The sequence below is a fragment of the Pseudomonas sp. P4795 genome, assembly GCF_048822895.1.
In the GTDB taxonomy this organism is placed as follows: Bacteria; Pseudomonadota; Gammaproteobacteria; order Pseudomonadales; family Pseudomonadaceae; genus Aquipseudomonas.
The window spans coordinates 37,262-45,281 of sequence record NZ_JBMFBT010000015.1 but is presented as its reverse complement, the minus strand read 5'-3'; the positions used below and the strand labels follow the sequence as shown (position 1 = coordinate 45,281).

Annotated in this window: 5 protein-coding genes; all 5 read left to right on the top strand. The window is 53.5% G+C overall.

What is annotated here, in order from left to right:
- The coding region (locus ACOI8A_RS27255) for an Hcp family type VI secretion system effector (protein ID WP_420657885.1) at positions 1-389 on the top strand (389 nt) is incomplete at its 5' end.
- Positions 390-521: 132 nt separating this feature from the next.
- Positions 522-2,615, top strand: a complete 2,094-nt coding sequence (gene tssI, locus ACOI8A_RS27250; protein WP_420647854.1) for a type VI secretion system tip protein TssI/VgrG — start codon at positions 522-524, stop codon at positions 2,613-2,615.
- A complete protein-coding gene (locus ACOI8A_RS27245; protein WP_420647853.1) occupies positions 2,612-5,884 on the top strand; it encodes a hypothetical protein in 3,273 nt (1,090 codons plus the stop codon). The genes tssI and ACOI8A_RS27245 overlap by 4 nt, the downstream gene beginning before the upstream one ends.
- Positions 5,885-6,480: 596 nt before the next feature.
- The gene (locus ACOI8A_RS27240; RefSeq protein ID WP_208672214.1) at positions 6,481-7,110 is read left to right on the top strand and encodes a hypothetical protein; all 630 of its coding nucleotides are present in this window, start codon (positions 6,481-6,483) and stop codon (positions 7,108-7,110) included.
- Between the two features lie 320 nt (positions 7,111-7,430).
- On the top strand, positions 7,431-7,868 hold the full coding sequence (locus ACOI8A_RS27235; protein ID WP_420647852.1) for a GNAT family N-acetyltransferase: 438 nt from the start codon (positions 7,431-7,433) through the stop codon (positions 7,866-7,868).
- Positions 7,869-8,020: the final 152 nt, after the last annotated feature.

The following is an 8,020-nucleotide window of genomic DNA, read 5'->3' as shown; positions in this document are numbered from 1 at the left end:
CGTTCAACCACGACGTCATCATCCCGCGTGACCCGCAGTCCGGCCAACCTACCGGTCAGCGCGTTCACAAGCCAGTTGTGATCACCAAGGTCTACGACAAGGCTTCGCCACTGCTGCAAGCTGCTCTGACCTCCGGCGAGCGCATGAGCGAAATCGTTATCCAGTGGTACCGTACTTCTGCTCAGGGTACCCAAGAGCACTACTACACCACCAAACTGGAAGATGCGATCATCGTCGCCATCAACAACAAAATGCACAACTGCCAGGATCCGTCGAACTCCCACTTCACGCACCTGGAAGAAGTACAGTTCACCTACCGCAAAATCACCTGGACCCACGAAGTATCCGGTACTTCGGGTTCCGATGACTGGCGTCAGCCAGTCGCTTAATCGCGGCTGACCGCTTCAAGCATCGGCCAGCTCTGCTGGTCGATGTTGTTTACGCCCCTCCAGAATTTCGCGTCCGTTGACCCGGTTTCCGGGTGTCGACGAGCGCAGTAAGCACTGCACAAGGAACAAGGGATGTTCGCGCCGGCCAATCAGACTCACTTTGCCCTGACTATCGAAGGCCTTTCCAACGATCTGCAGGTTCTTGCCCTGCAAGGCCGGGAAGGCATCAGCCAGCCGTTTGTGTTTGAGGTGGATCTGGTCAGTGAGCAGCCGTCGCTGGACCTCGAAACCCTGCTGCACAAACCCGCTTTCCTGCAGCTTTCGCCCGATGGCAGCGGCATCCACGGCCAGATCTATCGCGCCGCGCAAGGTGACTCGGGCAAACGCCTGACCCGTTATTCGGTGACCCTGCGCCCTCAACTGTCCTACCTCGCGCACCGCATCAACCAACGCATCTTCCAGAACCTCACCGTCCCGAAAATCGTCGGCATGGTCCTCGAAGAGCACGGCATCCAAAGCAACGCCTACGAATTCAAAGTCGGGGCGATTTATCCCGAGCGCATCTACTGCGTTCAATACGACGAATCGGATCTGCACTTCATTCAGCGCCTGTGCGAGGAAGAAGGTATCCACTACCACTTCCAGCACAGCGCCACGGCCCACAAACTGGTATTCGGCGATGACCAAACGGTGTTCCCGAAACTCGCGCCAGTGGCCTACCAGCAAGACTCCGGCATGGTCGCCACCAACCCAGTGATCAAGCGCTTCGACCTGCGCCTGGAAACCCGCACCAGCCGCACCACGCGCCGCGATTACGACTTCGAAAAACCGCGCATCACCCTTGAAAGCGAAAACCGTGGCGACGCCCTGCCCGACCTCGAAGACTACGATTACCCGGGGCGTTTCATCGACCGCGAGCGCGGCAAACACTTGGCCAAGCGCGCCCTCGAACGCCATCGCAGCGACTTCCAGTTGGCCGAAGGCAAAAGCGATCAGCCGTTGCTGGTCAGCGGGCATTTTCTGGCGTTGACCGAGCATCCGAAAGCCAAGTGGAACGACCTGTGGCTGCTGACTGAAGTCCTGCACGAAGGCAAACAGCCGCAAGTGCTCGAAGAGTCGGTGACCAGCGACACCACTGCACTCAAAGACGATTTCCATCAGGGCTACCGCAACCGCTTCCAGGCCACGCCGTGGGACGTGCCCAATCGTCCGCCGCTGAATCACCGCAAACCGCGCATCCTCGGCAGCCAGAGCGCCGTGGTCACCGGTCCCAAAGGTGAAGAAATCCACTGCGACCAGTACGGCCGCGTCAAAGTGCAATTCCACTGGGACCGCGAAGGCCAGGCCGACGACAAAACCAGCTGCTGGCTGCGGGTTTCCTCAGCCTGGGCCGGCGCGCACTACGGCGGCATCGCCATCCCGCGCATCGGCATGGAAGTGCTGGTCAGCTTCCTTGAAGGCGACCCCGATCAACCCCTGATCAGCGGCTGCCTGTACCACAAGGAAAACGTCGTCCCCTACGACCTGCCGGCGAACAAAACCCGCAGCACCTTAAAAACCCTGAGCTCAAAGGGTGGTGGCGGCTACAACGAACTGCGCATCGAAGACAAAAAAGGCCAGGAACAAATCTTCCTGCATGCCGAGCGCGACTGGGACGAAAACGTCGAGCACGACCAGAAAATCCGCGTCGGCAACGAGCGCCACGACACCGTCGAGCAAAACAGCTACAGCGAATTCAAGGCCGAAGAACACCACACCGTCTACGCCGACCGCAAAGTCGAAACCCGCGCCAACGACCACCTCACCGTGGGTGTGAACCAACACATCAAAATCGGCACTGGGCAGTTCATTGAAGCGGGCCAGGAGATTCATCTAGATAGCGGCATCAAGGTTGTACTGGAGGCCGGCAGCGAACTGACTCTTATCGGCGGTGGCAGCTTTATCAAGATCGATGCCGGGGGTGTGACGCTAAGCGGGCCGGTGATCAATATGAACTCCGGGGGCAGCGCAGGGACTGGGACTGGCGCTGCACCGATGCTACCGGTGCCACCTAAACCTGCAGACACCGCGCCTGTCGGGCAGACGCTTGGCAATGCACCGGTAAACAATGCCGCACCGAGAAAAACCCCTGGAGAGAAAGGCCCAGAGGCCCTCATCGTCGACGTCTGGGGCGACCCTGAATTGGGCAGCCAATTGCAACTACTGGGCCCGGAGGGTAAGGCATGAGCAGTTTTAACGACAAGCCCATCAGCGAAGGAACGCGCAAGAAAACCGAATACGAAAATGAGCAAAAGTCGAGATTGGCGCTGAACATAGGACGTACCGATGGTGGCAAGCTACTGATTCCGATCATGGTCGATGCCAAGACCACCCAAGAGGAAGAAAAGTACCAGCACAACACGTTGCTGGCGGTCACTCCGCTAGCGCGGCTGCCGGGGTATGACAAACTCAATGAAACGTTACAGGGAGCATTACCGCGTCCTGGCCGCATCTATGTGTTCCTGAAAAACAAGCTGTGGCGAGAGCTGGAAACCGACGGTAAAGGTCAGCTGTCCGACGTCGACGTGGCCCACTGGCGCAAGATTGCGGAGAAAAAAGGCGACGCAGACAAACGCGAACCAGTGGGCGTCAAACAATATCTGATTCTGGTTCCGATGTTTCTACAGGGTCGATTCGTTGGCGACCAACTAAGCATGGCCTATAGCGAATTGCCGTGGACCTGGGAATACATCGAGTGGCTCGAAAAGGACTCGGGACGGATCAAGGCACGCAGTCAAAACATGGCGCCTACCTGGGCAGCGACTGCGGGCGAAACGAAGCATTGGAAGGCTTCGTTGATTTATCCGGCGACACCTGTAAAGGGCCTAGTCAAAGGGCTGCGGGCTCGCGACTTCAACATCGAAAGCGCTCTGGAAGATCCTGCGGATTTCACCCCGGCGCTTGCTGCATTCAAACCAGATGCGTTGATACTGAAACTGCAACAACGCAAGCAGGATCTGGCGGTAAAACTCAAGCTCCCGCCACCGACGGCGCTTCCCAATCTAGAAGCCGGTGAGGACGTGCTGGCCCAGAACAAATTGCGTGATTACCCGCACTTGGTTGGCATGATTCTCGATGACCCGCTATTCGCCTTGCGTCACACAACCGCGCAAATTCGCGATTGCGTCGATTATTTGCAAACCCTTAATGCTCTAGTACCCCACGAGCCTCATGGACGTTATGCACAGGTGCTTTACAGCATGCTCGCCGGTCCACTCGCCAAACTCAGCGACGAGGTAGACCTGCCTAAACTGCAGAAAGCTGTCTTCGAAGAAGCTCGTGAGAATAGTCGTGAAAAACTGGCGAAACTGTTATCAACCCTTGTAGACCTTCTGGACAAAAAACTGCAGCCGGTGCTGCTCGACTGGAGCTACAGTCGCAACGAAGCACTGTTGGAACCTTACAGCCTGCTGAACGAGGCACTCGATGCGCTGAATCAGGTTCCTAACCGCAGTGACGCCATGTATACCGGTAAGGGCTATCCAGAACTCACCGGCGCTATCAATCGCCTCGTACAAGGCCTGCTTCAGGGCAAGCACCCACTAGGCGCCCTGTTGCTGGCAAAAACCGCCGACCAGTTGCCCGACCTGGTTAAACGTTTAAAAACCCTGGCCGACAGCGGTCAAGAGCCAAAACCGGAGGCCATGGGCTTAAGCACGTTGATGCTGACAGCATCGCTGACGGGTGAAGTGGATAATCCCAGTGCCGGCAAAGGCTTTGCGTATTTTCTTGCCGATTTACTCGATAACTTTGGTGCCAGTGTCGTGGCCCAGATCGGCCGTCTGTCGCAGGACGCGTCGAAAATCCAGCTTGACCGATTGTTCTCCCCCACATTTGTGACCCTGGCAGCACTCTCGCCGAAAATGGCCGAAATCAAGTTAATGCCTCAGGGCCAGGCGCTGGCCCAAAATTACGTGGTTATCGGGGTACAAGGCGCAGGACTTCGCGGCGGACTCACCGACGTTGAACGGCAAGCCCTGACCCGTAAAAGCTATCGTTACGCCACGCTGCATGATCAGTCTGGCACAACTGTGGGCAGCACCAGCCCGCGTGACTCGAGCGCAAGACACCCTACGCTGCGCGATGTCACGGTCATTGCCATTCCCAAAGGGAATGCAGACCTTGCCAAATACAGCACATTTCGGGTTCGTTTCGGGGCTGTTACCGAGACGATGGAGAAGAACAAAGCTGTGCCTACTTTGATGGTCGCGTTTGCGGCCTATAACTTGTGGGTACAAATAAAAGCGTTTAATGATCTTAGGGCTGGGGGCGAATGGGCGCGCGGTATAGTCGGTGAGATAAGCGCTTCGTTGGACTTGCTGGCAGCCCTCGGTAGTCATAGCAAACTACTGTTCGGCGTAACCTTTGAACACCAACTCACAAAACCTCGCTTTAACGTAGAGAAAATTTCAACTCGTTGGGCGAAAAACCTCAAAGTGCAGACTGGCAGCCCTAATCTGCCCTTACTTCGAACGCTTGGAGGGGTCGCCACTCTTGGTGGAGCAATATTGAGCGGTTGGGACAGTTACCGATCGCTGAATCAAGGAGATACGGACGCAGCCGCTGCTTATGGCGTTGCCGCTGTTGGCAGTGGCCTATGGGCTGCCTATGGATTTGGACTAATTATTAATCCCTATGCCCTAGTAGCAGGTGTAGTGCTAACTATCGGTGGTACCATCGCAGCAAATCTATTCACCGACAGCGACATAGAAATCGTAGTGAAAAAAGGTCCATTCGGCCTCCAGTTTGCCGAAGCAGGAATGTTGGATCAGGCTTTGGGCAATGGTCAGCGTTTCGCTCATTTGAAGAACCCGCAGATTGCCTATCAACAACTTATCGGTAGTATTGGAAAACCGCAAATATTCGTACAGCGGTTGGCCGACTGGCGAAAAAAAGCATTACCTGCCCATCTCGAGGCATTGCAAAAAGCTGATATCGCTCGTGCGCCACTGCAAGATTCGAGAATGCAATGCAATATTCCGGGAAAACAACCTCTAGTCGATTACGATTGGGCTATCGTTCTAAGTTCTCCACTGCTGTCGATGTTTGAGAATGACCGGCAATTTCAGTTGATCGCCGAGGAGTTCCAAAGCAGACTGCGTACAGACGTTGCCTTCGATATCAAGCGTTATGAGCCGGTCCCCGTTGCGGACCCAAAACTATCAGCGCTCTCATTGGACGCCACTAGCGTGCTCTATGTTCTTCCCTCCAGCCTTCGCGTCGCCCAACGCAGTCCTCTTGAACGCCAAAGTATGCGCATGACCCAAGGATTGAAAGTTAGTGCTCAGTTTGTACTTAGTGCAGATGAAGCAAACGATCTGTTGGTGTTGCCTCAACCTAGCCCTAAAAGCTGGTCAGCCTTCACCCCGGCTAACCGTCGCCTCCCGCCAATCCATCAGTCACCAAATGACGCACCACCTTATTGGCAAATCGAAATCACTGAGTTTTTCGTATGACTGTGCAAATGGATAATCCTTACGCTGTCGGTGCCTACCGCAGCAACAGCCATGAACCTCTGCCACCGCCAAAATGGACGGAAGATGCCAATCGTTCAGGGAGCTTTGATACCCATCTCGTCTTTGGTCATTACGCCAATTTGGAACCGGCGATGGAAATTACGATCCAGCTGCAAGGCGAAGAACAATCGATTTACCAGCGGCAGCAGAAGCAAGGAAAAAAGGAAGAGGTACATTGCGATGCCAGACACTGGCGCTTTCAAAATTCGAGCAAAATCCCTCACTTACTATTCGTACTTAGAATAGTATGCATTTCTTTTATATGGGCACCCTGGTCTACTTGGATCTTCGGATCAATTAAACCAGAGCTCGGGTATGGTCCCCCTGACACAGGGCTTGCACTTCTAATTTCATTTTTTGCCGTCACTTTAATCCTAACTTCTTTAACTTTATATATGACAGGAAAAAAGATAGTTCATCATCTACAAATCGCAGGCTTAATTATCTGCGCCATTACTGTATTTTGGATTAAGGGTTCGTTATGGGGCAATAGCAGTATGCAGATTGCTCTATGGGCGGGTGCTTTCCTTTATTTCATGGCGACCATAGGTTCAGATGCTCTACTCTGGCTCCACAGCAAAATAAGTACGTATGACGGCAGCGAGTTCAACCGCATAGACGGCATGCTTCGCTTCAAACGTCGCTTCCGCCGCCTGTTCGTTGCACCGTTTGAAGAGTTCGACCCAGTGCTGCAAGTGCTGCCCAGCGGTTATGGCTCCCATGACTATGCCATCTGGTTGCACCACCGCTATACCGACAACAAAATTTGTCTGGCCACCAAAGTCCACGCCTTAGGTCTCGACCAGGCGAATGCACTGGCCTTCTGGGATTGCCTGCAACGCTACATGGACGTCACACAACCGCTGCCGGACCTGCCAGTGCTCGAGCAAAGTCGCCACCTCGACCCGATAACTGTCGCCTACGACGCCAAAACTGGCCGTAACCCACGACGCTGGCGCGACCAGTCGGAAAAGGGCTGGCTTGCATCAGGCCTCAAGCAGTTGACCGAACAGTTACAGCATTACCCTTGGCAAAAACAGCCTTGCATCATCAAGGCTCGTATTGATGCATCTCTAAGCATCGAAGCCTACTATCGTGCTCAAGAAGCCAAAGGCATCCAGGCCACGCCGAAGGCTGATGATTTTGATGAAGTACATCGCGGTTGAACATAAAAGCTTAAGGGGGACAATTTTATTTTCTTGGCAAATAGTCAGGGTGAATCGCCCCCCCCCTGTTTCGTAGACGCCTCCGAATGATCGCTATTGGCCGACTCCCGCCTCTCGTCACCGGCAGAGGACGGCCAGAAGCAGACCATGGACACGCAGCTAATACGTCAGTAATGTGCAAAGTAATATGTCGCTTTCCCTCTTCTTGATGCCGCGTTTACAATCTCGATTTTTTGATTGCTCAAGGGATTAAGCATGAACATGGAATGTTATGCCAAAAGCCGTTCGGCACCTCAAAGTTTAATTTAAGGAGCAATAAAGTGGAAATCAAGATTGATATATTGGGTTCTCCAACAGAAAAGGATAAAGGAGTTCTGAATAATAGGTTTTCAGAATATCTTCGAACTCAATATCCAAATCTTCCGCCAGAATCGGAAGATAAAATATTTATGGTGGTTGCACACGATGAAGTAGGCGACTACATCGGTGCAATAAGCTGTAATTGTTACTGGGATGGCTTAGAAATTGACACCTTTTGGGTTAAGGAATCTCATCGCGGTAAAAAAGTAGGATCTATGCTTTTGGAAAAAGCAGAAGCGATTGGTGCCAACAACGGGGCAGTAGTTGCATTCTTAAAAACCGTTGATGCTAAAAAGTTCTATGAGCGGCATGGGTATGAGATTTATGGTGTTCTTGAGGATCGCCCAATCGGGACTAATCTGTATCATTTAAAGAAACGGCTAGTAAAACATGCATAACAACTGGTTCAAATCGTTCACTTCGCTCAATGGGACGGGCTAAAGCCCCCCTTAACCAAATGCTGGTCAGAGTCCGCTATGGGTCGTTTTCAGCCGGTCATGACAGGCTAAAATCGGCCATTAGCAGCCATTACTGGAGTACGATCGCAGGC